This is a genomic window from Haloprofundus marisrubri, assembly GCF_001469955.1.
Taxonomy (GTDB): domain Archaea; phylum Halobacteriota; class Halobacteria; order Halobacteriales; family Haloferacaceae; genus Haloprofundus; species Haloprofundus marisrubri.
The window spans coordinates 516,572-540,564 of sequence record NZ_LOPU01000029.1 but is presented as its reverse complement, the minus strand read 5'-3'; the positions used below and the strand labels follow the sequence as shown (position 1 = coordinate 540,564).

Sequence of the window (23,993 nt, the reverse complement as noted above, 5' to 3'; positions counted from 1 at the left end):
TTACTCTTCGTCGCCCTCTTCGTTCTGGATGGTTTTGATTCGGGCGATGGTCCGGCGAATCTCACCGATTCGGCCGGGGTTCTCCGGTGCGCCACCCGCCGCTTGCACGGCGCGGGCGTTCAGGAGTTCCGTTTCGAGTTCCTCGACTTCCGCCTCGCGCTCTGCGGGCGTCATGTCGCGTATCTCGTCGGGGTAAAGGATTGCCATTTACTGGTCCTCCTCTTCGTCGGCTTCCATCTCGGCGACGAGGTCGGCGGCTTCCTGCTCGACTTCCTCGTCGAGCTCCGAAAGCTCCGTCTCCACGTCGTCGGTGGCTTCCTCGTCGGCGTCGAGCGCGTGCTCGTCGTCGTCGACGTCGCCGGTTGCGACCGGTTCTTCCTGCGCGTTGGCGGTGTCTGCGGTCTCCTCGACCACTTCTTCGACGACTTCCTCGTCGATGGCCTCCTGCGCGTCGTCCTCGCCGGCGTGTTCGGCGGGGACGTCGTCGGCGTCGTCGCCGACGTCCGGCACTTTCTCGTCGTCGGGCTCTTCGAGGAGGTCCTCGACGCCCTCGGTTTCGGCAATCTGCTCGACTGCTTCGACCTCGACGTCCTCGGCGACGGAGAAGTCGTCGGGGAGCTGTGCTCCCGGCGGGATAATCTTCACCGTGACGCCGATGGTGCCGAGCTTCATGACGGCGACACCTTGGCCGGTGTCGACGACTTCCTCGGCGGGTTCGCCGTTGTGCTTGATGTAGCCGCGGTTGAACTTTTCGTCGCGCGAGCGTGCGCCGGTGACCTTGCCGTTGAGCTTGATTTCGGCACCGAGTGCGCCCGCGTCCATGATGCGGTCGATGGTCGTGTGACCGGCCTTACGGAAGTACCAACCGCGTTCGAGCGCGTTGGCGAGGCGGTCCGCGACGATGCGTGCGTTCAGGTCGGGTTCGTCGACCTCCTGCACGTCGATTTGCGGGTCGTCGAGGTTGAACCGCTCTTCGAGTTGGCGGGTGACCTTTCGGATGTTCTTCCCGCCCTTGCCGATGACCATACCGGGTTTCTCGGCTTTGAGGACGATTTGGGTCCCCATCGGCGTTTTGGCGACGTCCATGCCGCCGTAGCCGGCGCGGCCGAGTTCTTCCGCGAAGAACTCGTCTATCTGCGAGCGCTGGAGTCCGTCTTCGATGAACTGGTGTTCGTCTGCCATTATTCTTCGACCTCCTCGATGATGAGTTCCACGTCGACGAGCGTCGTGTTCCACGGGTCCGCTCGTCCGAACGCGCGGGGCTTACGCCCCATCTGCTCGTCGACCTTGTGGGGAGCGACGTGCTTGATGACCATCGATTCGCCGTCGAAGCCCTGCTCGTTGGCGTTGTTACGCGCGTTTTCGAGTATCTTCAGGAAGTCTTTCGAGGCTTTGTTCGGGTAGCGACCTGCGTCCCACCCGTCGATGTCGCCTTTGTGGCCGACGCCGGTGTTGTGCTGCTTGAACGGTACCGACTGCTTCTCGTCGATGACGTCCTGCAGGTACGACTCGGCGTCGTCGACGCGCTTGCCTTTGATGGCGCGCGCGATGGCCTTGCTGTGCTTCAGGCTGATGGGCCGCTCCCGGAGCATGGCTTTCGCCGTCGTGTCGGGGTCGGCCTCGACGCTGTAGTTGATTCCCATGGGTTATTTGAGTGGCACGAACTTCGAAGACCGGGTCGCACCGATGCCGGCCTGCCCGTGTTCGACCGAGTTTCGGGTCAGCTGGAACTCGCCCAGATAGTGGCCAATCATCTCTGGCTGAATCTGGACGCGCTCGAAGCTCTGCCCGTTGTAGACGGCGAACGTGAGGCCGACGAACGCGGGCACGACGGGCATGTCGCGCAGGTGCGTCCGAATCGGGTTGTTCGCGGTCTCCTCGTCGGTCTTGTCTCGGGCTTTCTCGAGCAGTTTCTCTTGCTCGACGCCCAGACCACGGGTGATGGTTCGCCGCATTCGCGCGGGGAGCAGTTCTGCGACCTCGTCGAGCTCCATATCCTGTAGCTCGTCGAGCGTGTGGCCGCGGTAGGTGAACTCGCCCTCGCGGCCGGTGCGGTATTCAGTACTCATTTGTTACGACCTCGTCCGGTACGTTTCGATGCGATGTCACCGACTTTCCGTCCCGGCGGGGCGTTCCGCGAGACGGACTTCGGTTTGCCGGGGTGCTGGCGGCCGCCGCCACCGAACGGGTGGTCGACGGCGTTCATCGCCACACCGCGGACGCGCGGGTACTTCGTACCACGGGCGCGCATCTTGTGGTGTTTCTTCCCTGCTTTGACGAACGGTTTCTCCGTTCGACCGCCACCGGCGACGACGCCGATGGTGGCGCGGCACTGCGGGTTGAGCCGTTTGACCTCGCCGCTGGGCAGCTTGACCGCCGCGACGCGTTTGTCGTGGGTCAGAAGCTGCGCCGAGACGCCGGAGGCGCGGGCGAACTTGCCGCCGTCACCGGGCTGGCGCTCGACGTTACAGACCGGAATCCCCTCGGGGATTTCGGCCAGCGGCAGCGTGTTGCCGGGCTTGATTTCCGCGGAGACACCGACCTGGATGGTCTCGCCGACGGTGACGCCCTCGGGCGCGAGCACGAGGCGTCGGTCGCCGTCTTCGAACTCGACGTCGGCCAGCGGCGCTGCGCGGGCAGGGTCGTGTTCGATGTCGACGACAGTTCCGGAGATGGTGTCGCCGTCGGTCGCTTCCTTCTTGTGCGTGAGTTCGGCTTTGTAGCGGTGCGACGGTGCACGGAACGTGGACGTGCCGCGTCCGCGACGTTGACCTTGAATTCTACGTCCCATCTAGAACACCCCGATTCGGGAGGCGATTTCCTGTGCGTCGTCGTCCTCGGAGAGACGCACGGTCGCCTTCTTCGTTCCTTTCGGCGTGACCTGCGTGTTTATCTTGTCGATGGTCACGTCGTAGCGCGATTCTATCTCCTCTTTGACCTCTGGCTTCGAGGCGTCGAGGTCGACGATGAACTGGAGCTTGTTGTCGAAGTCCATCTCGTTCATCGCTTTCTCGGTGACGAGGGGGTGTCGGATGACGCTCATCGGTCGGCTACCTCCTCGACTGCGCTCTCGGTCCAGACGGTCAGGCGACCGGCGTGGGTACCGGGTGCGAGGTCCTCGGTGTTGACCTCCGAAGCGGTGACGACGTCGGCACCGGCGAGGTTACGAGCCGCCTTCGACGGCTCCTCGCTGGTGACGAAGAGGATGGATTTGGGTCGCTTGTACTTGCGACCACGTGCCTTCCCCTGTCCGGCGCGGACTTTGCGGTCTTCCGCGCGTTCGATGTCATCGTCGACGCCGAGCGCTTCGAGCAGCGAGACGACTTCCTGCGTCTTCACCAGGTCCTCGAAGTCGTCGGAGACGACGAGCGGGAGGTCGGCGTCGCCGAACTGGTGACCGCGCTCGGACACGAGGTCCGAGTCGGTCGTGGCGGCGATTGCCGAGCGGACCGCCAACTGGCGCTCCTTCTTGTTGATTTTCTTGCCGTGCTCCTTTTCGGCCTTCGGCGGGTGCGCTTTGCGACCGCTGACGGCCTGCGGGACACGACGTGCGCGCCCGTTCTCTCGGGGCACGTGCGCCATACCGCGGCCGCTGCCGAGCGACTCTGCCGGGGTTCGCATTCCGGCGAGTGGGTCGGCTCCGTAGGCCTGCGTTCGGTTCGCCTGTGCGGCGAGGACGGCGCGCTTGATGAGGTCCGGACGGTACGTCGTCTCGAAGACCTCCGGAAGCTCGAGCGTGCCGGCGTCGTCGCCGTTCAGGTCCTTGATTGTTGCTTCCATTCGTTATTCACCCTTGATTGGACGCGGTGGAGACGTAGCGCACCTCTGGGTCGAGGCGCGGTTGGTCGTTCGGTCGGATGGCCGGGCGGAAGCGCAGGAGGCGCTTGTTCGGACCCGGGAGCGAGCCTTCGACGAGCGCGTAGTTGCCGTCGACTTCGCCGTAGTTGACGAACCCGCCTTCGACGGATGCGTCGTCGCCTTCGCCCATCGCGACGAGACGTTTGTTCAGTTCGGTACGCTGGTGGTAACCGGTCTGGCCCTGCTGGGGAACCGTCGAGCGGACGCGGCTCGGGTTCCACGGGCCGAGGTTACCGATGCGACGCCGCCATCCTTGGCGAGCGTGCTTGCCTTTGCGTTTCTGGACGCCCCAGCGCTTGACGGGACCCTGCGTCCCTTTCCCTTTGGTGACGCCTGCGGCGTCGAGGTACTCGCCCGCGCGGAAGACGTCGGCCATCGCGTGCTCGCCGCCCTCTTCGAGGAGGTCGAGCGCGAAGTCGGCGCGTTCGTCGAGCGAACCGCCACCGACGCGAGTCTCCATCACGTCGGGTTTCTTCTTCGGGACGTTCTTCAGGCCGCTCGGGACGGTGTGGGTGATGACGCGAAGGTCATCGACCTCGCCGTCGTCGAGCAGCGAACGGAGGTCGTCTGCGTCCTCCTCGAACGTGTCTTCCGACGGGAGGTCGAGAACCCGGTCGAGGTCCTCGTCGAGGTCGGTTCCCCAAACCTCCGTCGTCGGTTTCTGTCCGTACGGCGTGTTCTGGTAGGCTCGGAGCGCAACGGCGCGCATCGGCGGGGTCTCGACGACCGTGACGGGAACGGACTCTTCCATTCCCTCGCGGGCCGAGTTCGCCGTGTCGTTGACCATAACGACGTGGGTCATTCCGGCTTTGTAGCCGGCGAAGCCCTGCAGTGCAGGGGAGCCATCGTCGTCGGGCCACGACTTGATGCGCGGAACCTCTTTGGCTGCGCGCGTACGCGGGCCGAAGCCCATCGAGCCTTTTCGTGGTCTGCTTGGTTGTGGCATTGTTTCACTCCGTGAGTGTTAGGCAGGCGAGGGAGGCGAACATCGCTTCCTCGGTTCGCACCACCTCGCTGCCCTGTCGCGGAATCGTATTGAGCCAGAGGTCGAACCCCGGACCGGGTTCGACTCGTGTGCTCGCCGACTCGTCGTCGGCGACGGCTTCGGGTGGAAACCCGAAGATGTCCGGAAGCCCTCTCTCGGGCGAACCGAAGGCGACGGTCATTCCGTCGGCGGTTCGTCCGGCCAGCGTCGACAGCCGCCCGATGGACAGTTCCTGTCCGAATCGGGAGGTGCCGATTTTCACGCCGGCGTCCTCACGGCCGAGCGCTTCCGATAGGTCCATGCGCTCGACGACGAACCCCGGTGGGGTCTCGTCGACGATGCGGGCACGGACCGGTTCTCTCGAAGAGATCCTGACGGTGACGCGCTCTCGCTCCTCTGCCTCCATTCCCGGAGGCGTGTAGAGCGAGATCGGGTGTTGCAGTCCGCAATTGACCCGGACGCGACCTTCAGGTCCGACCTCGGTCACGATTCCCTGTGTTAACGACCCCGAATCGTCTGATTCGGAGCCGGTCCGTGGCGAGACACGGAGCGGCGGGAGTATCCCCGCGTACCGTAACTCGTCGCGCTTGCCCCACACCTCCTTCCGGAGGTAGGGGGGCGTCACGGCGTATTCGAGCACGGTCGCGACGAAGTCGCCGCCCCAGCGACGTTCGCCTTCCCCGTCGGGGAAGACGACGAGTCGGTCCGCCCGGAACACCGTCGCCGCGCGGGCGACGTAGCCGATTTTGCGAGTTGCCTCGCGTTGGTCCTCGGCTTCCCGGACGAGCGACGACGGCACGCATACGGTGAGTGTCATGCCGTCGTTTGGGTGTCTCGCCACTAGACTGTGACGTTGCTATCCGACACGCACTAAAAAGCGTAGCGGAATCCAAACGCCAGTGAGACGCGCTCACATGACTGTTGACGACACATTCAGCCGAATTTGGGGATGCGAATCACCCCCACGCCTGCTGTCGATTCGAAGTCGATTCGCAAGCCTTATCAACAAATGCCGCATTTGTGGAAATGCAGCAGTCAGGCGCTGGTAGTGTAGTGGTATCACGTGACCTTGCCATGGTCACAACCTGGGTTCAAATCCCAGCCAGCGCACTTCTACGATTTCAATACCTCCGAGCGGCGGGTGTTATCCCGTCGCGAGACTGTGAAGCGGTGAATGCGAAATTCTGGGATTTGAAGCACGGAACGAGTGAGCGGAAGCGAGCGAAGTTCGGGCGGTTCAAATCCCGGCGAGACAAAGCCTCGCCGACCCTCGCAAACCTTCGGTTTGCTCGGTCCCAGCCAGCGCACTTCTACGATTTTAAATCTCCAAGCGATGCGTATCGTTCTGCTTTGGGGCCTACTTCCCGGAGGAGCCGTGTCTTCTCGATGGGTTCGACTCTCTCGTTTCCAAATCACAGAAACGGGATATCTCCACCAAATCTGGAACGCGACTTCAGCGCTCGCATCTGTTCGGGCAGTTGTCTCGCAGTGTGATAACCGAGACAACGCCTTTACTACTGGCGGGCATCGGTGAGAGTGTAGACGCAGTCACCCTGCGCTGGTAGTGTAGCGGTCAACACGCGGTCGTTTCCACGGCCGCAACCCAGTGTTCAAATCCTGGCCAGCGCATTTCTCTGAATCCCACACACCGAGCAGGGCGTTTTATCGCTCTGCGAGGCTCAGGTGTCGTGAATGCGGTACGGGATTTGAGCCAGTCAGTCGCAGCGCAGCGAACTCCGTGAGCGAGCACGCCTGACTTTGTTCAAATCTTGGGCAGCGTACGACCGAAAGGAGTGCGCTGCCCAACCCTCGCAGATTTTCGGTCTGCTCGGTCCTGACCAGCGTACTTCTCCGATTTCAGCACTTCTGAGCGGCACGTCTCCTCACATCGCACAAACACTCACTCGCCCGATAGAGTCACCTGAGCGTATGTGTGGCCCACAAGTTGATAACGGCCCGTCGTGACGCGGCAGTCGCCGTCGACGACCCGTCGGGACCGGCACACACCGCAACACCGGGAGTCTCGACGTGACGAGGACGTGTACGTCGTCGGCACATCGGACACCACACCGTGAGGGAAGTCCACGGCCGACCAAGTCACCGACGAGCGAACACCGGGTCGTCGGCGGCCGGTCGGTCAGTACGGCCAGATGCCCGCAGTCTGGTCGGGTAGTCACCGCTGTCGCACTCGTTCCTCCGTATCGGAACCGTCATTCCGTCCGCGACTCGTTACTCGGTATGCACCCCGACGCCGCCGCCTCCACCCGCCAGCACTACGAAGATTTGGACCCCGACGAGGTGTGGGAACTGGAGACGGCGACACTGGCACGTGACGACATCGTCGCGTTCGCCGAACAGTACGACCCGCAACCGTTCCACGTCGACGAGGACGCCGCCCGCGAGTCGATGTTCGGCGGCCTCATCGCCAGCGGCCTCCACACCTACTGCGTCTGCAACCGACTGGCGACCGAGGCGTTCTTCCAACGGGTCGCGTTTCTCTGCGGTCGCGGCCTCAGCGAGTTCTACTGGCACAGACCGGTCCGACCCGGCGACACCCTCTCGGGGTGGGTCGAACTCGGCGAGATGCGCGTCTCGGAGTCGGACCCCGAACGCGGCTACGTCGACGTGGAGATAACCGGCGTCAACCAACGCGACGAAGTCGTCATCTCGTGGACGGCCCACGCGCTGGTCGCTCGGCGACCACGATAGAACGCCGGCGGTTCGAGAAGAGGCGATGAAAAGAACAGACGACGAACCGAGAGTCTCTACTACCGTCGTTCGGACGCTCCGAAGTCGAGTGCGTCGTCCGTGTCAGCCGTGTCGGAGTCGGCTGAGTCGGCCACTTCCGCCGAATCCTCGTCGACGCCGAGCGAGAGCGTCTCTCCGGTCTCGATGCGCGCGAGTCCGTCGAGCGTACAGAGCGACGAGACGCAGGGTTCTGGAAGCGAGACCAGCACTGCCTGAAACTGTAGGTCGCGCTCGACGCTCCCACCGGCGTCCCGAACGGTCGATTCGAGCGACTCTCGGGCCGCCTCGTCGTCGAGTTCGACGACCAACGTCACCACCTCGCCGTCGATGGGGTCGTCACGCATCCGGCGCACGGGGTGTGAGAGGTACATACCGGGAGGAGTTCGGTCCGAAAGAAAACGAATCCGGTTCAGGTTGACGAAGACGGTTAGTCCTCCGTCCAGTAGTACAGGTCTTCACGCGGTGCGTCACAGTTCGAGCACGCGACCGGAAACGCTTCTAAGTCGCCCGTTTCGCCGCAGCGGTAACAGCGCCAGACGAGGTACGCCTCGGCGAGTGCCGAACTGCTGAGACGTTCGTTCCGGACGACTGCACGTCGAGGAATCGCACCGGCGGCGGTCGAATCGCTGGTTCGGAATGTGAGTGGCTGCTTCGTGTCCATCGGTAACAGTACGCTCGATGACAGCATAAATCAGCGAGTCCGCCGTCACGTCTCGTTCTCGGTATGCTACCTCCGGGTTCTGCCTCGGGATTCGCCTCTTGATTTTCGCCTCCGGTTCACTCCTCGTCGTGGACCGACCAGCGGAGTTCGAGTCCGTAGCCGCCGTCACTGAGTCGGAACAGTGACCCGTCGGTTTCGGTTGCGATGCGCTGGGGACGGGGGAGCGTCACTGAGCCGTCGCCGACTTCGATGGTTATCTCGTCGCCGGCGTCGAGAAGACGGTCCAGTTCGGTCAACGCCGCGGCGAGTTCCTTCTGGTCGGCGCGTTCGGCGCTGTGTTCGGGACGGACACCGCCGATGACTGGTTCGATACTCACGTCGGCGCTGCGGTTCGAGAGCACGGCGTTGATGGCGACGCCGACGAGGACGACGAGGCCACTGAAGTACAGCCACGTCAGGACGAGAAGCACGACGGCGAGCAGGTTCCCGGGGCCGTCGCTGTTGGCCGCAGCGTAGAACTGGAAGGCGAACTGGAAGACGGTGAGGCCGACGGCGGCGAACACAGTGCCGGGGAGGATTTCGGCGACGCTCACGTCGGTGTCGGGGAAGATGTAGTACATCGGCAGAAACGTCAGCGTGAGGCCGCCCACGAGGAGGAGTATCTGGACGATTCGCCCCGCGAGTCCGAACTGCCCGAGGCCGAACTGCTGAATCCGAATCGCCGCGAAGATAGCGATACCCACCGTCCCGAGAACGATGGTCGCATCGAGTATCTGGTCGCGGAACGTGTTCTCGGCTTCCGTCTCGTAGATATCCGAAAACGCCGTGTCGAGGCCGCGGAAGATGCGCAGTGCGCCCCACAACAGGAAGACGACGCCGACGATGGAGAGACTCGTCGACCCGCTGGCGTTCGAGAGGTCCTGAATCAGTTGGTCGCCCGCCCCCGGAGCCAGCATCGCCTCGACGAGCGACTCGAAGCCGTCCTGAAACGACCGGTTACCGACGGCCGCGAACGCCGCGAGCGCCAACGCGAAGAAGGGCAACAGCGAGACAAAGGCGTGGTACGCGATACTTCCAGCCAAGAACGTGAGTTTCTCGACGCGAATCTCGTGGAGAAGTGCACGACCGACCGTCACCGCGCGTTCACGCGAGAGAGACATTGTCGCCAGTACGACGACGGAGGCCAAAAGCCCGCCGGGAGCGAGACGCTCGTTCGCGCCGGCAACCGAAGTCAGCAGTTTGATGCGGCGAGTTCCCGAACCGTCTCCCGTGCCCTCCGAGACGCCACGTCGACGGGAGACGGCCGACGACTTCCGAGACGTCCAGCCACGAACCAGTTCTCGCCGACAGCTACTGACTGCCGCAGGCGTCGCCGCGGCCGCAACCGTCGCCGGCTGTCTCTCCGGTGAAGACTCCGAAAGTAGTTCCAGCAACGACGTGGACGCCTGTAGCACTTGGGCGACGAACCACGGCGACGGGAGCCTGCTCAATCAGGGTGCACACGTCGAAGTCGACGATGAGAACGTCGTCTTGGTGATACCGCTCCAGCGGGACCGAATCGAACAGTCCGGTGCGGCGTACGTCGAGGCGTACCGACGCGGACGCGATTCGTCGGCGTTCGCTATCCCCGTCCGCGCGGAACACGAACCGAACGCGCCGCAAGGGAAGTACCCCGATTCGGGTATCATCGAGTACGAGCAGTCGCTCGGCCCGCGCCCGCAGAACGGTGTCTATCGACTCGACGGCGTCACCTCCGACGGAACCGTCGTCGATACGGTTACCGTCGAGTTCAACTGCGCCCGGCGGCGCGAGAACGGAAACGAGACCGCCCGAATCGACCCCGGCGAGACCGACCCGCACAGTTAGGGCGCTGGCCGCGGACCCGACACGTATGACAGTCATTGCACTGCTGAGCGTCGCACCCGTCACCGAAGAGAGCATGGCCGCCGACGTCGCCGACGCCGTCGCCGCACTCGACGGGTTCGACGTCGCTTACGAGACGAACCCGATGGGGACCGTCGTCGAAGCCGACGACATCGACACGCTCCTCGACGCCGTTTCGGCCGCGCACAAAGCCGTCGACGCCGACCGGGTGAGCACCGTCCTCAAAATCGACGACAAGCGGACGAGCGACGGCCGCGCACGCGAGAAAGTAGAAGCAGTCGAGCGCGAACTCGGCCGCGAGGCGCGAAGCGACCGATAGTTCGCCTCCCGCCTCATCCGAGCGCTTGTAACAAGCGCCGACCGACCGAGACGACCCGACTCCGGAGGTGCGTCGGGTCGGGGTCGCGCGTCTCGAACTCCGCACGAGTATCGGGACCGTACTGTTCGCGGAGATACGCGACCATCGCGTCGCTCTCGTACAGTCTGACCGCCTCCGCGTGGTCGACGAGAAACGGAATCTGGTCGGCACCGCCGAGCGTCACCATCTGGTCGTACGCCTGTCGGTTCACCACGTCGCCGCCCTCGCCGCCGGGCAGTCGCGGGGTGTGGCTCACATACGAGAGTCCGAGCGTCGAGAGTTCGTCGCGGACCGTCGCGCAGTGCGGGCAGCCTTCGGCTTGGTACAGTTCGAGCATCGATGCGTGAACGTACCACAGGGTGAAACTAAAATCGGCCGTCCGGTTCCAACGATGGGGCCACTTTCGGTCATCAGTAGACGACCGCCGACGGCTAACGACCGCCGACCGCCAAACCCTTTATCCGAATGCGCGCAACCGGGTGTATGGACAGTCTCAATCGGATGGCGATAGAACTCGTCGACGAGGCGCTCGACTTCGCCGACGAGTTGAACCTCAGCGCGTACGAGTTGGACTCGGGGGCAACTGTACTGGACTTCGGCGTCGACGCCGTCGGCGGTGTCGAAGCCGGCTTGCTCCTGACCGAGATTCAGACCGCCGGCCTCGCTACGGTCCAGAGTCGGATGGGCGCAGTCGACGGCGCGCCGATTCCACATATCGAACTGTCGACCGACCACCCCGCAATCGCGCTTCTCTGCTCACAGAAGGCCGGATGGGAACTGGAGTTCGACCGCTTCGACGGCCTCGGCAGCGGTCCCGCCCGCGCACTCGTCGGTCAGGAGTCGGAGTTCGAAGCCGTCGGCTACTACGACGAGTTCGACCTCACCGTTCTGGCCGTCGAGAGCATCGACCTCCCGGGCGACGAGGTGGCCGAACACGTCGCCGACCTCGCGGAAGTCGAACCCAGCGCCGTCTTCCTGCCGACGTTCGCCGTCGGTTCGCTCGCCGGCAGCGTCAACATCGCCTCGCGCGCGGCTGAACTCGCCGTCTTCCGTCTTTTCGAACTCGGCTACGACCCCCGAGACATCCTCTCTGTCAACGGCAGCGCACCGATGGCCCCCGTCAGCTACGACGAGGGCGTCGCCATGGGCCGGACGAACGACGCGCTCGCCTACGGTGGGAAAGTCCACCTGACCGTCCGCGACGAGTTCGACCGCTTCGACGAGGTTCCGTCGACTGCGGCCGACGAGTACGGCACGCCGTTCGAGGACATCTTCGCCGAGAACGACTGGGACTTCTCGCAGGTTCCCGTGTCGGCGTTCGCACCCGCACAGATTACTGTCGACGTCGTCGACGGCTCTACGCGAGTGTTCGGCGAGACGGACGAAGACCTGCTCGCGGAGTCGTTCGGCCTCCGCGAACTCTGAGTTGAGTCGAACCGTGCAGTTCAAACTCGTTCCGCCCGCGCCCGACGACCTGAGCGTCGTCGCCGACGCACAGAAAGCGGTGCCACTGGTTCCGGATTCGGAGGACGACTGCTGCGAGCGGCTGATGCGACGCGTCGGCTTTCCGAGCCGTGACGCCGCGCGGACGTGGCTGACGTTTCTGCGGGCGCTCGAACTCGCCACCGAGACGCAGACCGGGTTCAAACGACTTCGAACCGACCCCACGCCCGAACATCTCCGCGACGCGTTCACTCGTCGGGTGTTCGCCGCCGAGGAGTTGCTCGCGGTGTTGGTCGCCGCCGAAGAACCGGTGAGCGCAGACGAGGCGTACGCCCGCGTCCGCGACCGGGTCCCGCAGTGGGAACACTTCAAAAATCCCGAGCGCTGGGAGGAGATTTGGGGCGAACGCGTCGCCGACATTCTGGAGTGGTTCGTGTTGCTCGGTTTGGCCGAACGACGAGACGGCGGGTACGTTCGGGCCTAAACCTACAACCTCACGAATCGATTCTCGGCCTCTCACGACCGTCGCTGGGCGTACACGTCGCCCAGATAGCTCCCTGCGAACGCCCCGCCCCCGCCGAGTCCGACCGTCACCGTCTGCCCTGCCCCGAACGCACCCGCGGCGTAGACGCCGACGGTACCGACGACCAACGCGCCGAGCGAGGCGAGAAACGCCGCGCCGCTATCGAACGACTCGGGGCTGTCGAACCCGCCGAAAGCCTCGGCTCTGAGCAACGGAATCGCCACCGCGACGCCGGCGACGATAGCCAGCGGTGCGTCGAGTCCCGTCGAACCCAGTACGGCCGTCGTGACACCCGCGAGCAACGCGCCGGTGACCGTCAGGATGATTCGTCGCTGTTCCATGTGTCGAATATTCGCCTCGGGAAGAAGGAAGTTGCGGCGATGGCGGCGTCTCTCCGTCGCCGCGAGGTGTGGACGGAGTCGTCGGCTGGCTCAGTCGTAGTGAACGTCGGTCACGGTGCCGACGCCTTTGCTCTGGCCCTCGCGGAAGACGAACCGCTGGCCCTCCTCGATGAGATACGGCCGGAACTTGAACTCGACGCGGGAGTGGCCGGTGTCGCCCGGCAGAAGTCGGCCCTCGTCCGGATAGAACACCGCCGCCTCGCTGACGGTTTCGAGGTGGATGACCGGTTCGTAACCGGTTCCGATGCGCGTCGGATGATTGAGAACCATCACGTCGGCCTCGAACGACCGAATCGCCTTCGGGTCCGACTCCCGTGGGACGAGCACCATCCCGCGCTCGATTTCGGCTTCCTTGACGCCTTTGAGCGCGATACCGACGATTCTCCCGGCCTTCGCCTCGTCGACGCGGTGGTAGTGCATCTCGATGGAGCGCACCTCTACCTCGCGGAAACTGCCGTCCGGCATCGGGCCGAGCAGCAGTTCGTCGCCGGCCTCGACGGTGCCGGAGTTGACTGTTCCAGACGCGACTGCGCCGACGCCGGTGACGCTGTAACTGCGGTCGATGTACATCCGGAACTGGCCTTCGCCGTTGCTCGTTTTCGGCAGCGTCTCGAACAGGTAGTCGAGGTCGTCGAGACCCTCCATGCCGACGGCGCTGGTCCGGAGAATGGGGACGACCGAGTCGCTAATCTCCTCGGCGGCGGTTTCGACGCCGTATCGCTCGACCGGCAGCGGCGTCTTGCCCACGTCGCGCAGCAGTTTCTCGACTTCGTGTTCCACCTCGGCGACGCGTTCGTCGCTGACGGCGTCGACTTTCGTGATGGCGACGAGCGTCGGCAACTCCGTGGCGAGGAGGATGCCGAGATGTTCGCGCGTCGTCTTCGTCGGGCCGTCGTCGGCGGCGACGACGAGCAGTCCGTAGTCGAGTTTCTGGCCGACGAGTCCTCGAATCGTGGTTCGGAGCCACGGTTCGTGACCGACCGTGTCGACGAAGGAGACGAGGCGGTCGGCCTCTTCGACGATGTGTGCGCGGTCGCTCTTTCGGTGCGGGTTGCGCATGTGAACCGGGCCGTCGTCGTCGAAGCCGTAGACGGCGTACGAGAGGTCCGCCGAGAGGCCGCGTTCGACCTCGTGCGGTTGCACGTCGAGGAAACCTCGGGTGCCGCCGTCGCCGTCGTCGGCCTGACCGGTGACGAGCGACCCGACGAGCGTGCTCTTGCCGTGGTCGACGTGTCCCGCTGTGCCGACGACGATGTGTTCCTCGTCGGTTTCGAGCATCGCACCCTCGCGGATGGTTGCGATGCCGACGAGACCCGCGTCGGCCTCGCCGCCGACGCCCCAAGTGTCTACGTCTTCGATGTGCGCGCTCGCTTCTTCGGCGAGCAGCGAGAGCACGTCCATCGACTCCGAGAAGGCCTCCGAGGAGATGCCGGCGATGCCGCCGTCGTCGGTGACGCCGACGACGTACGTCGCCTCCCCGTCGCCGGAGAGCACTCGGTGTCGAAGTTGGGCGGCGAGACTCTCCATGCGGCCACCCGAGAGGTGGACCTCCTTGGAGAGCCGTTCTTTGAACTCGATGTAGCCGCCTTCTTCCTCTCCGCGCTGTAGGGCCTCTTGCAGGGCGGCCCGGTCGGCGCTCATGGGCGGCGGTAAGCGTCGGTTTGCTAAAACCTTTTTCGTGTTTTGAGAAGACATAGCACAGAAGCGCTACCGAGCGATACGGAGTTCTCGAAGTCTGTAGACACAGATTTTTCGTCTACGGACGCTCTCGGGCGTGTTCGATACGCCGGGACGAGACGGGTACGAAAGGCAAAGACAGCTGATGTAAGAGCCGCCATGTCGACGAGCGGACTCTCATTCGTTCAACGACTCGTACGCTCGGTTCACCCGCTTGAACGACTCCTCGTCGCCGGTTTCGGTGTCTGGATGGACTTCCTTGACTTTCGAACGGTAGGCGCGTTTCACCTCGGCGGTGCTCGCGCCGGGTTCTAAATCCAGCGCGCGGTACGCCTCCGCGCGACTCGGGCCGGGCGTCGTCCGCGGTGCGCCCGTTCTCGCGCCGCCGTTCGTCCGCGCGCCAGCACCCGCTCGCCCTCCCGGGCCCGCACCCGCACCCCGGCGTGCTCGGCGTCGGTTCTGACGGACGTTCTCGCGTCGTGCGCCCGCACCGAACCCTGACGGTTCGCGGCGGACCCGGCGGGTGCGCGCTTGGTCGGTGAGGCGACCGCTCGCCTGATACCACATGAAGTACGTCGTCGCCCCGAACGGAAGCGCGAGGACCAGCAGAAACGGCTGATAGCTCAACCCGAGAACCGCGAGGAGGACAGTAATCCCCGCGAAGACGGCAGCGAGTCCCATGATGAGCAAGTCGCGGTCCACGGCGGTGCTATGGACTGCACGGACCTAAGGCTCCCGCCCGGTTCGACGGGTCGAACTGGTACCCCGCTGCCCCCCGGCGCACCCTGCCGCACTCTGCGTCGGACGACGGACACCGACACCACCTGCCCAGCGCTCAAGTGACTCGGCGTCGTACCGCGGGTATGAGTGTCAGTGGCGTCTGTCAGGTGTGCGAGTCGGCGGAAGCGTCGCAGACGTGTCCGAACTGCGGCGCGATGGTCTGCAGTGAACACTACGACCGCGAACTGAGCATCTGTGTTCGGTGTGCGTCCGCGGCACGACAGTCCGACGACCAGACGAGCGAAATCGACCAGTCAGACGTAATGCGATGACGCGCTCGGAGGACGAGACAGACGGAACGAACGAAGTCGAAGCGTACGTCTGTGAGACGTGTGGCAAGGAGTTCGACAGCGAGGCGGCACTCGAAGCACACATCCGTGACGCCGGATTAGTCGACTGACGTTCGGTAGGGCGACTGACGACCGGTCTCTTCGAGACTACCGGAACTCGTTGAGACGCCGTTTCATCCGTCGGGCAGCGCGCCCGGCGGCTTTCTCGAAGCCCTCGCCCTCGCCGGCGAAGATGATGCCGCGCGAGGAGTTTACGAGGCCGACGCCGTCCGCGCGGAGTCCGAACTCCACCGCCGCCTCGGCGTCACCGCCCTGTGCGCCAACACCGGGAACCAAGAACGGAAGTTCGGGCACTTGTTCGCGCAGCGACTCCAGTTCTTCCGGCGCTGTCGCGCCGACGACGATACCCACGTTGTCGTTGCGGTTCCAGAGGTCCGCGAGCGCCGCGACCCGTTCGTACAACGGCTCACCCGTGTCGAGTTCGAGGTCTTGGAGGTCCGACGCGCCCGGGTTCGAGGTCCGACAGAGGACGAACACGCCCTTGTCCTCGCGGGAGAGAAACGGTTCCAGCGAGTCGCGGCCCATGTACGGGTTGACCGTGATAGCGTCGACGTCGTCGAGCAGTTTCGCGTACTGTCGGGTCGTGTTGCCGATGTCGGCGCGTTTGGCGTCTAAGAGGATTGGAACGCCCTTGCCCTCGGCGTAGGCGATGGTCTCGCGGAGCGAGCGCCATCCCTCTTCGGACTCGTAGAAGGCCGCGTTCGGCTTGTAGACCGCGGCGTGTTCGTGCGTCGCGTCGATGATGCGGCGATTGAACGCCCACTGCGGCAGGTCTTTTTCCTGTAAGTGGTCGGGGATGCGTGACGGGTCCGCGTCCAACCCGACCGAGACGACACTGTCGACGGTGGCGATGCGGTCGGCCAACCGGTCGAAGAAGTTCATTGCAGGCGCGTCGAACGGGGGGAGGCTAAGTGTTGCTCTTCGGCGAAGCGGTCGTTCGGTGGCCGGTGCCGTCGGTGTCGACGGACCCGGCGACTACCCGGTGTTCTTCATCCCAGCAGCGATGCCTTTCACGGTGAGCCGAAGCGTCCGTTCCTCTTCGGTCGTCCGGTGGGTCTGCGACAGCAGGTGCGTCTGCAGCAGGTTCAGCGGGTCGACGTACGGGTTACGGCGGCGGAGGCTCTCGCCGAGCCACTCACGCTTCAACAGCGAGTTGCGTCCCGAGATATCGCGCACGAGTTCGGTCGCACGGTCGTACTCGGTCTCGATGCGGTCGAAGAACTCCGCGCGAAGCGACGCGTCGGCGAGGGCGGCGTACTCGGCGGCGATTTCGAGGTCCGTCCGCGCCAGCGACAGCGCCGCGTTGTCGAGTGTCGTTTGGAAGAACGGCCACTCGTCGTACATCTCTTGGAGTGTCTCCTCGTCGCCGCCGTCGTGGAGATACGCGTCCAGACCGGTCGCGAGCGCGTACCACCCGGGGAGGATACAGCGCGACTGCGTCCACGAGAACACCCACGGGATGGCGCGGAGGTCCTCGACGGTCCGCTCGCCCGACCGGGAGGCGGGACGAGAGCCGAGGTTCAGTTCCTCGATGACGGTGATGGGCGTCGCCTGCTCGAAGTAGGAGACGAATCCGTCGGTCTCCAACAGGCCGCGGTACTCTTCGCGGGCGGCGGTGGACATCGTGTCCATCGCCTCGGCCCACTCGTCGGGGACGTGTTCTTTCGGTTCCTGCATCGCCTCGTAGCGGGCGCGAATCTGTGCGTCGAGCATCTGTTCGAGGTTGCGCTCGGCGATACGCGGGTTCGCGTACTTCTCGGCGATGGCTTCGCCCTGCTCTGTGAACTTGATCTGCCCCGACACCGTCTCGTTCGGCAACGCGAGCATCGCCTGATTCATCGGGCCGCCGCCGCGGGAGATAGAGCCACCGCGGCCGTGGAACAGACGCATATCGACGTCGTGTTCGTCGGTGATGTCGGCGAGGCGACGCTGGTTCTTGTAGAGGTCCCAGTTCGCCGCGAGGAAGCCGTTCTCCTTGTTGGAGTCGGAGTAACCGAGCATAATCTCCTGGAGGCCGTTCCGCGCGGCCAGTGCTTGTGAGTAGGCTTCGTTCTCGAACAGCGTGCCCATAATGCGGCGCGCGCCGTTGAGCGCGTACTCGGTTTCGAGAAGCGGGACGATGTCGATGCCGCAGTGGTCCGGCAGCGAGACGACGCCCGCTTGGTCTGCGAGGAACAGCACTTCGAGGACGTGACTCGGTTCGTCGGTCATCGAGATGGCGTAGGTGTCGATGGCACTGACGCCGTACTCCCGCTGCCAGTCGCCGAGTTTGTGGAAGCGGCGAAGCACCCGCGTCGTTTCGTCGGAGAACTCGCTGAGGTCGTCCAAGTCGAGTATCGGCTTCTCCTGTAGGACGGCTTCGGTGAGCATCTCGACGCGTTCGTCCTCGTCCATCGAGCGGTACTCGATGCCTTCGACGGCCAGCGCCTCCGCGATGGCGCTCGTGTGTTTCTCGCGGTGGTCGCGCAGGTCCAAACTCGCCAGACTGAAGCCGAACGTGTCGACCTGTCGCATCAGCGGTTCGACGTATGCGGAAACGACGCGCTCGGCTCCGTTCAGTTTCAGGCTCTGGGCGATAGCTTCGAGGTCGGCCGTCAGTTCGGCGGCGTCGTCGTAGCCGTCGGGGCGAACGTCCTCGACGCGTTCGAGACGTTCACGCATCAATTTCAGTTTCTGACGGTACGGTTCGTCGGGGTAGCGCGTTGTCGCCTCCTCGGCCGTCGCGGGCAGTCGCTCGCGGTCGGCTTCCAACGACTGCTCGAACGCCGGCCCGATGTCGATACGGCTACCGTCCTGACTCAGCACGCCGGAGAGTCGTTTGAGCGCGTCGCGGTAGCGCTGGAGGACGACCGAGCGTTGGCGTTCCAAGGTGTCCTCGGTCACGTCGACGGTGACGTACGGGTTGCCGTCGCGGTCGCTGCCGGCCCACGAGCGGAACTCGAACAGTTTCGGCACCCGTACCTCGTCACCGTACGCCTCCGAGACGATGTCTTCGAGTTCGCTGTACACTTCGCCGGTCACGTCGAACAGCGTGTTTTCGAGGTACCACTGGACGTTTCGGGCTTCGTCGGTCGGTTCCGGACGACGGTTGCGGACCTGCGCCGTCTGCCAGAGACTCGTCACCTCGGCGTCTATCTCGTGCCACGTCTGCTCCTGTTCCTGGTCGGTGAGGCGACGCTCGTCGAGCGTCTCCAAATCGCCTGCAATCGCGCGGAGTTTCGATTTGACCGTCTTCCGGCGCGCCTCGGTCGGGTGCGCGGTAAAGGTCGGTTCGACGAGGACATCGTCGAGAACTTGCTGGACGGTGTGGGCGTCGGCGTCGGCGTCCGCGAGCGCGGCGACGGTGTCGACGAGGCTGTCGTCGAGGGTACCGTCCTGTGACCCACGTCTGACCGCACGGACCCGTTGACGTTCCTCGGCGAGGTTGATGAGTTCGAAGTACGTCGTGAACGCACGGGCGACGACGCTCTCGTCGCCCGAACGGAGTCGCCCGAGTACGTCGTACAGTTCCTGTCTCGACTCGACGTCGCCTTTGCGGTAGCCGATGGCGTTCGTCCGCAGTTCTTCGACCGTCTCGAACGCTTCGGTGGAGGTCTGTGCCTCCAGAACGTCGCCGAGCAACGCACCGAGTTCGCGGACGTCCTGGCGAACCGTCCGGTTGTGCAGGTCCATGTGTACGTGTACGAGTGGCATAGGGTAAAAGTCCGCGACAATCGTCGAAAAATTGCCTCGGAATCGAGTACTATCTTCTATGACAGTCTGTGTCTGTCGCCGAAAAAAGAGAGGGAAGAGAACTGCGAGTGATGTCTGACTGCAGCGATGAGGGCCGTTTGGCTCCGTACGGCCCGGTACCGTCGTGTGGAATCAGGCCCCGGGGACGGGGCCGGTGACGCGCCACGGGGCTGGCTGTACTCACGTGTGGACTGTCGTGGCGTCGTCGTCCGAACTGCGACCAGCGAGGAGTAAAAAGCTCGCTAAGTGACCTATATAGCTAACCGGAGTTCGAGCGCTCCATCCCAACCTGATTTCGGCGACGGCGAACGGACCCCCCACCCACTTCGTCAGTCTTTTTATCGGTCACTCCAAGGCATAGCTATGAGCGAAAGCGACAAGTATCCCGCTGAATCCGGCCGACGTCGGTTCGTCAAAGGCGTCGTCGGCGGCGCTACCCTCGCAGGCGTCGGGGTCCTCGGGACTACGAGCATCAACGCCACCACGAACGCTTCGGGTGCGGGTGGGGGTTCGACGCAGGCGTACGCCATCGAGAACGTCGCGGGGCCAGCACCGCGTGGGATGCCCCAGATTCCCATCGAAATCGACGACGAAGGCTACATCAGAGGTGTCTGGCCCGAAGTCCAGACCGTCGAGCAGAACGGTGTCGAGGTGCAACTGGCACAGACGCAACTCGGCGGGACGACGTACTCCTCGGAGTGGTTCCAGTACTGCGGTGTCGAGTCCTACGAAGGCCTCGACCCCACCTACGAGAGCGACAACTACTTCCGCTCCGGTTCGGCACCGCCGTACGCGTGGCAACAGGAGTCGAAGTCCGAGGGAGACCGGTTCAACATCAGCGACTTCGACGACTACGAGACGTGGGGCAACGGTATCGGTGAGGCCGGTATCGGTAAACCAGCCGCCGGAAACTGGCGCTCCCAAGACGCCGAGGACGTCATCCCGGTGCAGATGATTCGGAGCGAACGCATCGAAGAGGCCGCCCAGAACAACGAGTGGCTCAACGCGAGCACCTCCCAAGGCGTCATCGCCTGGCTGAACAAGTGTACGCACTTCTGCTGTGTCCCCGGCTACAAAACCACGGGGTCCTCGGCGACGTTCGGCGGTGCGAACGCCGTCTACTGCCAGTGCCACCAGTCGGTGTACGACCCATTCAGCGTCGTGCAGACGCTGTTCGTCGCCCGTCCGCGTCCCGAGTAACGAACCCAACCGCCACCGTTCTCGGACTCCTTTCGTTTCTCTCGATTTCCTTCTCTCTCGATTTCCAGTCAATGGATACCGACTCGCCGAGACGTAGCGTCAGCCGAGAAGGTCGTCGTAACATCTGCCCTGCTGTCGAACCCGCCGGACCGGACCATTCAATGGGTCACTCGCCCAACAGAACGCATGAACAGCGAAGTTACGTCGGTTCGCCCGACCGCCGACCTCGACGCGTTACGTACGGTTGCCGCGGAGACGAGTTCGTCGGCGTCGCTCTCGGTCGAAGCACCGTTTACCGGTGAGTCTCTCGGGACGGTTCCGGCGGCGACAGCGGAGGATGTCGTCGACGCTGCCGGACGCGCCCGAGAGGCGCAGTCAGAGTGGGCCGCACAACCCTTCGAGGAACGAGCGGCGGTGTTCAGTCGGTTTCACGACAGACTCCTCGCCCGACGCGAGGAACTGCTGGAACTAATGCAGGCGGAGTCGGGAAAGTCGAAGCGGGACGCGTTCGTCGAACTCCTAGACGTCGCGCTCACCGCACAGTATTATTCGACACAGGGTGACGACCACCTACAGCGCGAGCGTCGCTCGTCGGTGTTTCCGCTGCTCTCGAAGGTAACTGTCAACTACCGTCCCGTCGGCGTCGTCGGCCTCATCACACCGTGGAACTACCCACTGACGCTGTCGATTTCGGACGCGATTCCCGCGCTTCTGGCGGGTAACGCCGTCGTCCTCAAACCCGACGAAGGGACGCCGTTTACCGCTCTCTACGCCGCGCACCTGCTCGTCGACTGTGGCCTTCCTTCGGACCTGTTACAGGTCGTCACCGGCCGCGGCGACGAACTGGGTGAGTCGCTCGTGGCCAGCGTCGACTTCGTCGGATTCACCGGCAGCGTCGACGTCGGACGGATAGTCGGGTCGCTCGCGGGCGAACACCTCGTCGACTGCTCGTTGGAACTCGGCGGCAAGAACCCGGGTGTCGTCCTCGACGACGCCGACGTCGACGCCGCGGCCGCCGACGCGGTCGTCGGCTGTTTCTCGAACGCGGGACAACTGTGTCTCTCGACGGAGCGTCTGTACGTCCACACCGACGTGTACGACGCGTTTCTCGACGCGTTCGTCGCCCGAACGCGAGCGCTCTCGGTCGGCGCGGCGTTCGGCGACGACGTCGAAGTCGGGTCACTCGTCTCGGCCGACCAACTCGAAAAGACGACCGAGCACGTCGAAGACGCCGTTCAGAAGGGTGCGACCGTCCTGAGCGGCGGTCGGCCACGGCCAGACCGCGGACCGTACGTGTACGAACCGACGGTTCTGACCGACGTGACCCCTGAGATGACGCTCTTTCGTAGCGAGACGTTCGGGCCCGTCGTCTCGGTGTACCGAGTCGAAGACGAGGACGAGGCGGTCGAACGGGCGAACGACTCCGACCGCGGACTCAACGGAAGCGTCTGGACCGGTGAGGAGGCGCGAGGTGAGGCCGTCGCCGAGCGAATCGAGTGCGGGACCGTCAACGTCAACGACGCGTACGCAACTGCGTGGTCGTCGGTAGACGCACCGATGGGCGGGATGAAGGAGTCCGGCGTCGGCCGGCGACACGGCCCCGAAGGGATTCGCAAGTACACCGAGTCCCAAACGGTCGCCGTCGACCGTGGCGCGCCGACGATGCCACCGGATTCGATTCCCGACGCGTGGTGGCAACGGGGGATGGTCGCGCTGCTCGGCGCACAGAAACGTGTCGTGGAGTGGCTTCGATGACCGTCTTTCTCACCGGCTTTCCCGGATTTCTCGGGTCAGCGCTCGTCGAGCGACTGCTCGGCCGCGGCCGCGACGTGACGTGTCTCGTCCAGCCGAAGTATCGCACCCAAGCCGAAGAGCGAGCGGCCGAACTCGCCGGCGACGACTGGAGAGAGTCGCTCACGCTCTACGACGGCGACATCACTGACTCGTCGCTCAGCTTGGATGCAGAGACACGGCGGACGCTCCAACGCGAGGCGACCGACGTGTTCCACCTCGCGGCGGTGTACGACCTCGGCGTCGACCGGGAGGTCGGCATGGCGGTCAACGTCCGCGGGACGAAGCACGTACTCGCGTTCGCGGAGGGCTGTCCGAACCTCCAACGGTTCCAGTACGTGAGCACCTGCTACGTGAGCGGTCGACACGACGGCGTGTTCACCGAATCCGACCTCCACGTGGGGCAGTCGTTCAACAACGCCTACGAGGAGACGAAGTATCTGGCTGAGGTCGCAGTTCAGCGCGCGATGGCCGAGGGACTGCCGACGACTATCTACCGACCGGCAATCGTTGTCGGCGACAGCGAGACGGGAGCGACCCAGAAGTACGACGGCCCATACTCGCTCGTGCGCTTGCTGTCGCGGCAACCCCGGGTCGCCGTCGTTCCGCTCGGACGCGGTGCTGAGCGGTGTGAACTGAACGTCGTCCCCCGAAACTACGTCGTCGACGCTATCGACCACCTGAGCGGACTCGACCGTTCGGCGAATCGGGTGTATCAGCTCTGCGACCCGGCACCGCTGTCGGTCCCGGCGTTCGTCCGGTGTCTCGCCGCGGCGATGGACCGCCGCGCCGTCACGGTTCCGGTCGGTGGGAGCGCTGGAAAGCGTCTACTCGATGTCGTCCCGCAGGCGGCGAACGCGCTCCGTGTCGACCCAGAGACGCTCGACTATCTCACACACCCGACCCGCTACGTCGACGGCAACGCTCGGCGCGACCTCGCTGGCACCGACATCGCCTGTCCGCCGATTGCGGCGTACGCACCGCAACTCGTCGAGTACGTGCGAGCGCATCCGGAAATTTCGTCGGATGCGATGGTCTGAAGGGCGAACAGGCGGCGTCACCGCTGTGAGACGAGGCGTCGACGCGTCCGTCTGTCCGTCAACGAGTCCATCCGTCGACACGCTCGTCGCCGACACGCGAGGGAGACGCCGCACACCCGCCTCGGCCCGCTCGCGGCCGTCGTCAGGTCACGGAGAAAGGTGGCCGCGTTCTCTGGTATAAACGCTCGTAGCCGTCGTGTGAGTGCTCAACGAGTCCTAATTTGGATTTAGCCGCCGCTGACCGGCGGGAACAGCGCGAGTTCGTCGTCGGCGTCGACCGGCGTGTCGAGTCCCTCACCGGTGAAGACGTTCTCGCCGTTTCGGAGAACGTTGATGTGGTCGCGCACGTCGCCGTCGTCGTCGAGAACGCGCGCTTCGAGCGCCGGGCGCGACGAGAGCAGCGTGTCGAGCGCATCACCGACGGTGTCGCAGTCGGCGTCGAGCGAGACGGTTCGAGTGCCGGCCGTCTCCGCGAGGTCCGCAAAGAGTTTCCACTGCATGCGCGCTACTCGCCGCGCAGTCGACATGAGGATTGCGGGGTTCTGCGAAGTTCGGTGGAGTT

29 protein-coding genes and 2 tRNA genes are annotated in these 23,993 nt (G+C 64.4%); 12 read left to right on the top strand and 19 right to left on the bottom strand.

Annotation, left to right across the window (positions count from 1 at the left end; all coding sequences use genetic code 11):
- From rpmC to AUR64_RS13135, 9 genes are read right to left on the bottom strand one after another with little or no spacing between them, the layout of a single operon-like run.
- Positions 1-207: a 50S ribosomal protein L29 gene (gene rpmC, locus AUR64_RS13175; protein ID WP_058582400.1), complete on the bottom strand. Its 207-nt coding sequence runs from the start codon at positions 205-207 to the stop codon at positions 1-3.
- A complete protein-coding gene (locus tag AUR64_RS13170; RefSeq protein WP_058582399.1) occupies positions 208-1,182 on the bottom strand; it encodes a 30S ribosomal protein S3 in 975 nt (324 codons plus the stop codon). It abuts the gene before it with no gap.
- Positions 1,182-1,643, bottom strand: coding sequence for a 50S ribosomal protein L22 (locus tag AUR64_RS13165; RefSeq protein WP_058582398.1), 462 nt, complete (start codon positions 1,641-1,643; stop codon positions 1,182-1,184). The genes AUR64_RS13170 and AUR64_RS13165 overlap by 1 nt, the downstream gene beginning before the upstream one ends.
- 3 nt (positions 1,644-1,646) lie before the next feature.
- Entirely contained in the window at positions 1,647-2,069 is a 423-nt protein-coding gene (locus tag AUR64_RS13160) for a 30S ribosomal protein S19 (protein ID WP_058582397.1), read from the bottom strand.
- The gene (locus tag AUR64_RS13155; RefSeq protein ID WP_058582396.1) at positions 2,066-2,791 is read right to left on the bottom strand and encodes a 50S ribosomal protein L2; all 726 of its coding nucleotides are present in this window, start codon (positions 2,789-2,791) and stop codon (positions 2,066-2,068) included. Before AUR64_RS13155 ends, AUR64_RS13160 begins: the two co-directional genes overlap by 4 nt.
- Positions 2,792-3,043: a 50S ribosomal protein L23 gene (locus AUR64_RS13150; RefSeq protein ID WP_058582395.1), complete on the bottom strand. Its 252-nt coding sequence runs from the start codon at positions 3,041-3,043 to the stop codon at positions 2,792-2,794. It abuts the gene before it with no gap.
- Positions 3,040-3,780, bottom strand: a complete 741-nt coding sequence (rpl4p, locus tag AUR64_RS13145) for a 50S ribosomal protein L4 (RefSeq protein ID WP_058582394.1) — start codon at positions 3,778-3,780, stop codon at positions 3,040-3,042. The genes AUR64_RS13150 and rpl4p overlap by 4 nt, the downstream gene beginning before the upstream one ends.
- A gap of 7 nt (positions 3,781-3,787) precedes the next feature.
- The gene (locus tag AUR64_RS13140) at positions 3,788-4,804 is read right to left on the bottom strand and encodes a 50S ribosomal protein L3 (RefSeq protein ID WP_058582393.1); all 1,017 of its coding nucleotides are present in this window, start codon (positions 4,802-4,804) and stop codon (positions 3,788-3,790) included.
- A gap of 4 nt (positions 4,805-4,808) precedes the next feature.
- On the bottom strand, positions 4,809-5,660 hold the full coding sequence (locus AUR64_RS13135; protein ID WP_058582717.1) for a putative RNA uridine N3 methyltransferase: 852 nt from the start codon (positions 5,658-5,660) through the stop codon (positions 4,809-4,811).
- 222 nt (positions 5,661-5,882) lie between these two features.
- On the opposite strand from AUR64_RS13135, the gene AUR64_RS13130 reads away from it, so the two are divergent.
- From AUR64_RS13130 to AUR64_RS13120, 3 genes are all read left to right on the top strand, one after another.
- Positions 5,883-5,953, top strand: a tRNA-Gly gene (locus AUR64_RS13130).
- Positions 5,954-6,398: 445 nt separating this feature from the next.
- Positions 6,399-6,472 (top strand) — tRNA-OTHER (locus AUR64_RS13125).
- A gap of 609 nt (positions 6,473-7,081) precedes the next feature.
- Positions 7,082-7,552: a MaoC family dehydratase gene (locus tag AUR64_RS13120; RefSeq protein ID WP_058582392.1), complete on the top strand. Its 471-nt coding sequence runs from the start codon at positions 7,082-7,084 to the stop codon at positions 7,550-7,552.
- Between the two features lie 59 nt (positions 7,553-7,611).
- On the opposite strand, the gene AUR64_RS13115 is transcribed toward AUR64_RS13120, so the two are convergent.
- The 3 genes from AUR64_RS13115 to AUR64_RS13105 all read right to left on the bottom strand — a co-directional run bounded on the left by AUR64_RS13115 (position 7,612) and on the right by AUR64_RS13105 (position 9,412).
- Positions 7,612-7,962 (bottom strand): hypothetical protein, encoded by a 351-nt coding sequence (locus AUR64_RS13115; protein ID WP_071391276.1) that lies wholly within the window; start codon positions 7,960-7,962, stop codon positions 7,612-7,614.
- A gap of 56 nt (positions 7,963-8,018) precedes the next feature.
- Entirely contained in the window at positions 8,019-8,252 is a 234-nt protein-coding gene (locus AUR64_RS13110) for a DUF7130 family rubredoxin-like protein (protein ID WP_058582391.1), read from the bottom strand.
- Between the two features lie 116 nt (positions 8,253-8,368).
- Entirely contained in the window at positions 8,369-9,412 is a 1,044-nt protein-coding gene (locus tag AUR64_RS13105) for a YhjD/YihY/BrkB family envelope integrity protein (protein ID WP_058582390.1), read from the bottom strand.
- 109 nt (positions 9,413-9,521) lie between these two features.
- On the opposite strand from AUR64_RS13105, the gene AUR64_RS13100 reads away from it, so the two are divergent.
- Both AUR64_RS13100 and AUR64_RS13095 read left to right on the top strand, forming a co-directional pair.
- Positions 9,522-10,118 (top strand): hypothetical protein, encoded by a 597-nt coding sequence (locus tag AUR64_RS13100; RefSeq protein WP_155120612.1) that lies wholly within the window; start codon positions 9,522-9,524, stop codon positions 10,116-10,118.
- Between the two features lie 25 nt (positions 10,119-10,143).
- Positions 10,144-10,455 carry an MTH1187 family thiamine-binding protein gene (locus AUR64_RS13095; RefSeq protein WP_058582388.1) on the top strand — a complete coding sequence of 104 codons (312 nt, stop codon included), beginning with the start codon at positions 10,144-10,146 and terminating at the stop codon, positions 10,453-10,455.
- Between the two features lie 13 nt (positions 10,456-10,468).
- On the opposite strand, the gene AUR64_RS13090 is transcribed toward AUR64_RS13095, so the two are convergent.
- Positions 10,469-10,831, bottom strand: a complete 363-nt coding sequence (locus AUR64_RS13090; protein ID WP_071391275.1) for a glutathione S-transferase N-terminal domain-containing protein — start codon at positions 10,829-10,831, stop codon at positions 10,469-10,471.
- A gap of 146 nt (positions 10,832-10,977) precedes the next feature.
- Between AUR64_RS13090 and mch the strand changes: the two genes are divergently transcribed.
- Together mch and AUR64_RS13080 are read left to right on the top strand one after the other, a co-directional pair.
- Positions 10,978-11,919, top strand: coding sequence for a methenyltetrahydromethanopterin cyclohydrolase (gene mch / locus AUR64_RS13085; RefSeq protein ID WP_058582387.1), 942 nt, complete (start codon positions 10,978-10,980; stop codon positions 11,917-11,919).
- Between the two features lie 13 nt (positions 11,920-11,932).
- Positions 11,933-12,421 (top strand): hypothetical protein, encoded by a 489-nt coding sequence (locus AUR64_RS13080; RefSeq protein ID WP_058582716.1) that lies wholly within the window; start codon positions 11,933-11,935, stop codon positions 12,419-12,421.
- Between the two features lie 32 nt (positions 12,422-12,453).
- Here the strand turns inward: AUR64_RS13080 and AUR64_RS13075 are convergent, their stop codons facing one another.
- The 3 genes from AUR64_RS13075 to AUR64_RS13065 all read right to left on the bottom strand — a co-directional run bounded on the left by AUR64_RS13075 (position 12,454) and on the right by AUR64_RS13065 (position 15,240).
- Positions 12,454-12,801: a hypothetical protein gene (locus AUR64_RS13075; protein WP_058582386.1), complete on the bottom strand. Its 348-nt coding sequence runs from the start codon at positions 12,799-12,801 to the stop codon at positions 12,454-12,456.
- Between the two features lie 90 nt (positions 12,802-12,891).
- Positions 12,892-14,502 (bottom strand): GTPBP1 family GTP-binding protein, encoded by a 1,611-nt coding sequence (locus tag AUR64_RS13070; RefSeq protein ID WP_058582385.1) that lies wholly within the window; start codon positions 14,500-14,502, stop codon positions 12,892-12,894.
- Positions 14,503-14,715: 213 nt separating this feature from the next.
- Complete coding sequence (locus AUR64_RS13065; protein WP_058582384.1) at positions 14,716-15,240, bottom strand: J domain-containing protein; 525 nt, start codon at positions 15,238-15,240, stop codon at positions 14,716-14,718.
- Positions 15,241-15,401: 161 nt separating this feature from the next.
- On the opposite strand from AUR64_RS13065, the gene AUR64_RS13060 reads away from it, so the two are divergent.
- Positions 15,402-15,590 carry a zinc finger HIT domain-containing protein gene (locus tag AUR64_RS13060; RefSeq protein ID WP_058582383.1) on the top strand — a complete coding sequence of 63 codons (189 nt, stop codon included), beginning with the start codon at positions 15,402-15,404 and terminating at the stop codon, positions 15,588-15,590.
- Complete coding sequence (locus AUR64_RS20550) at positions 15,587-15,718, top strand: C2H2-type zinc finger protein (RefSeq protein WP_155120611.1); 132 nt, start codon at positions 15,587-15,589, stop codon at positions 15,716-15,718. Before AUR64_RS13060 ends, AUR64_RS20550 begins: the two co-directional genes overlap by 4 nt.
- Positions 15,719-15,755: 37 nt before the next feature.
- Here the strand turns inward: AUR64_RS20550 and pyrF are convergent, their stop codons facing one another.
- A complete protein-coding gene (gene pyrF / locus AUR64_RS13055) occupies positions 15,756-16,550 on the bottom strand; it encodes an orotidine-5'-phosphate decarboxylase (protein ID WP_058582382.1) in 795 nt (264 codons plus the stop codon).
- 93 nt (positions 16,551-16,643) lie between these two features.
- Entirely contained in the window at positions 16,644-19,340 is a 2,697-nt protein-coding gene (ppc, locus tag AUR64_RS13050; RefSeq protein ID WP_058582381.1) for a phosphoenolpyruvate carboxylase, read from the bottom strand.
- Positions 19,341-19,763: 423 nt separating this feature from the next.
- Here ppc and AUR64_RS13045 point away from each other — a divergent pair, with 423 nt between their 5' ends.
- The 3 genes from AUR64_RS13045 to AUR64_RS13035 all read left to right on the top strand — a co-directional run bounded on the left by AUR64_RS13045 (position 19,764) and on the right by AUR64_RS13035 (position 23,431).
- Complete coding sequence (locus tag AUR64_RS13045) at positions 19,764-20,600, top strand: cytochrome B (RefSeq protein ID WP_058582380.1); 837 nt, start codon at positions 19,764-19,766, stop codon at positions 20,598-20,600.
- 186 nt (positions 20,601-20,786) lie between these two features.
- Positions 20,787-22,355: a succinic semialdehyde dehydrogenase gene (locus AUR64_RS13040; protein WP_058582379.1), complete on the top strand. Its 1,569-nt coding sequence runs from the start codon at positions 20,787-20,789 to the stop codon at positions 22,353-22,355.
- On the top strand, positions 22,352-23,431 hold the full coding sequence (locus AUR64_RS13035) for an SDR family oxidoreductase (RefSeq protein WP_058582378.1): 1,080 nt from the start codon (positions 22,352-22,354) through the stop codon (positions 23,429-23,431). The genes AUR64_RS13040 and AUR64_RS13035 overlap by 4 nt, the downstream gene beginning before the upstream one ends.
- A 227-nt stretch (positions 23,432-23,658) precedes the next feature.
- Here AUR64_RS13035 and AUR64_RS13030 read toward each other — a convergent pair whose 3' ends face one another.
- Entirely contained in the window at positions 23,659-23,931 is a 273-nt protein-coding gene (locus AUR64_RS13030; RefSeq protein ID WP_058582715.1) for a ubiquitin-like small modifier protein 1, read from the bottom strand.
- Between the last annotated feature and the right edge of the window lie 62 nt (positions 23,932-23,993).